The following is a 1,371-nucleotide window of genomic DNA, read 5'->3' on the forward strand; positions in this document are numbered from 1 at the left end:
GTTGTAAAGCTCTGCAGGAGACGACAAGCCGATTCGCGAACTGACTTTACCCTGACCATACCGGTTATCGAGTTCTGCTGTTAACACCAGCGTGCGCATACCACGTTCTTGATAATTATATGAAGATTGCAGCAACGAGGTGGACTTACCGGCATTCATCGCCGAGTAATAGAAATAAAGCTGAGCCATAAAGAAGTGATCCCATAAAGTAATGGATGGCATAAATTTTCGGCATGTATTGTATCACATGCCTGGCAGACTATAACAACCGGAGAGTGGCACTGATATCTGACACGGGCGGGCATTCATTCCCGGTAAAGAAATCACAGAGGCTTACAATAAAAATTATACGACATGAGATAATTATGGCCTGCTGACACGGCAGAATACCCGCAATGAAAGCGCAGTTTATATGTCTGCATTGCAGAGTAAGAGTTTGTCTATACATTAAAAAAGACAATTGAAATGCTACCGGCAAAGAATCATTTTTCTGATCTTGTGCTTCATCTCTCAAGCCTTTCCATATCCTTACATTACATGACTTCACGGATCCTTTAATTTTGTGAACTCTCGCTGACTTAAAAAAACACTTACACAAAGCATCAACAATCCTCAACAGAGGATTGAAATTAGGGTTATCATCCCCAGATTAATAGCGCTAAGCGACCTGGCTATATTTCTCTGCGGATAAACATTATTTGCTTTAAATGCGTAAATTAAGGTCAAGCAAACAAATTCGCTATTGCAGAATACAGAAGAGCATTCTATTATTAGCCAAACGCCCCCCACCAATATAATTTGAGACTAGTATAATGAGCGAAGCATTAAAGATTCTGAACAACATCCGTACTCTGCGTGCGCAAGCAAGAGAATGCACTCTGGAAACTCTGGAAGAGATGCTGGAAAAATTAGAAGTTGTTGTGAACGAGCGTCGCGAAGAAGATTCTCAGGCAGCTGCTGAGATTGAAGAGCGCACCCGTAAACTGCAACAATACCGCGAAATGCTGATTGCGGACGGTATTGATCCTAATGAATTGCTGCAGACAATGGCTGCGACTAAAGCGACTGGTAAAGCAAAACGTGCAGCACGCCCGGCTAAATACAAATACGTTGATGAGAACGGCGAAAACAAAACCTGGACTGGCCARGGTCGTACTCCAGCTGTAATCAAGAAAGCAATCGAAGAGCAAGGTAAATCACTGGACGATTTCCTGCTGTAATTGCCCTGATTAACGTTACTGTTAATGCTAAAAAGCCCATCACTCTGATGGGCTTTTTGTTTTTATTACGCTGTAACAGGCGTACCGCAAATACAAAACTGATAAAACAGATTGATACAACCTGTTCAATAAACATCTATAAGATTTAACT

Annotated in this window: 1 protein-coding gene and 1 pseudogene; one reads left to right on the plus strand and one right to left on the minus strand. The window is 41.8% G+C overall.

Annotation, left to right across the window (positions count from 1 at the left end; genetic code table 11):
• Nucleotides 1-189 (minus strand): annotated as a pseudogene (locus tag AC1DUO_RS25000) (thymidine kinase); the annotation flags it as partial.
• A 623-nt stretch (nt 190-812) separates the two neighbouring features.
• Between AC1DUO_RS25000 and hns the strand changes: the two are divergent.
• Complete coding sequence (gene hns, locus AC1DUO_RS25005; RefSeq protein ID WP_013575950.1) at nt 813-1,220, plus strand: histone-like nucleoid-structuring protein H-NS; 408 nt, start codon at nt 813-815, stop codon at nt 1,218-1,220.
• Nucleotides 1,221-1,371 lie beyond the last annotated feature (151 nt).

The sequence above is a fragment of the Rahnella sp. P4_A8 genome, from assembly GCF_056402435.1.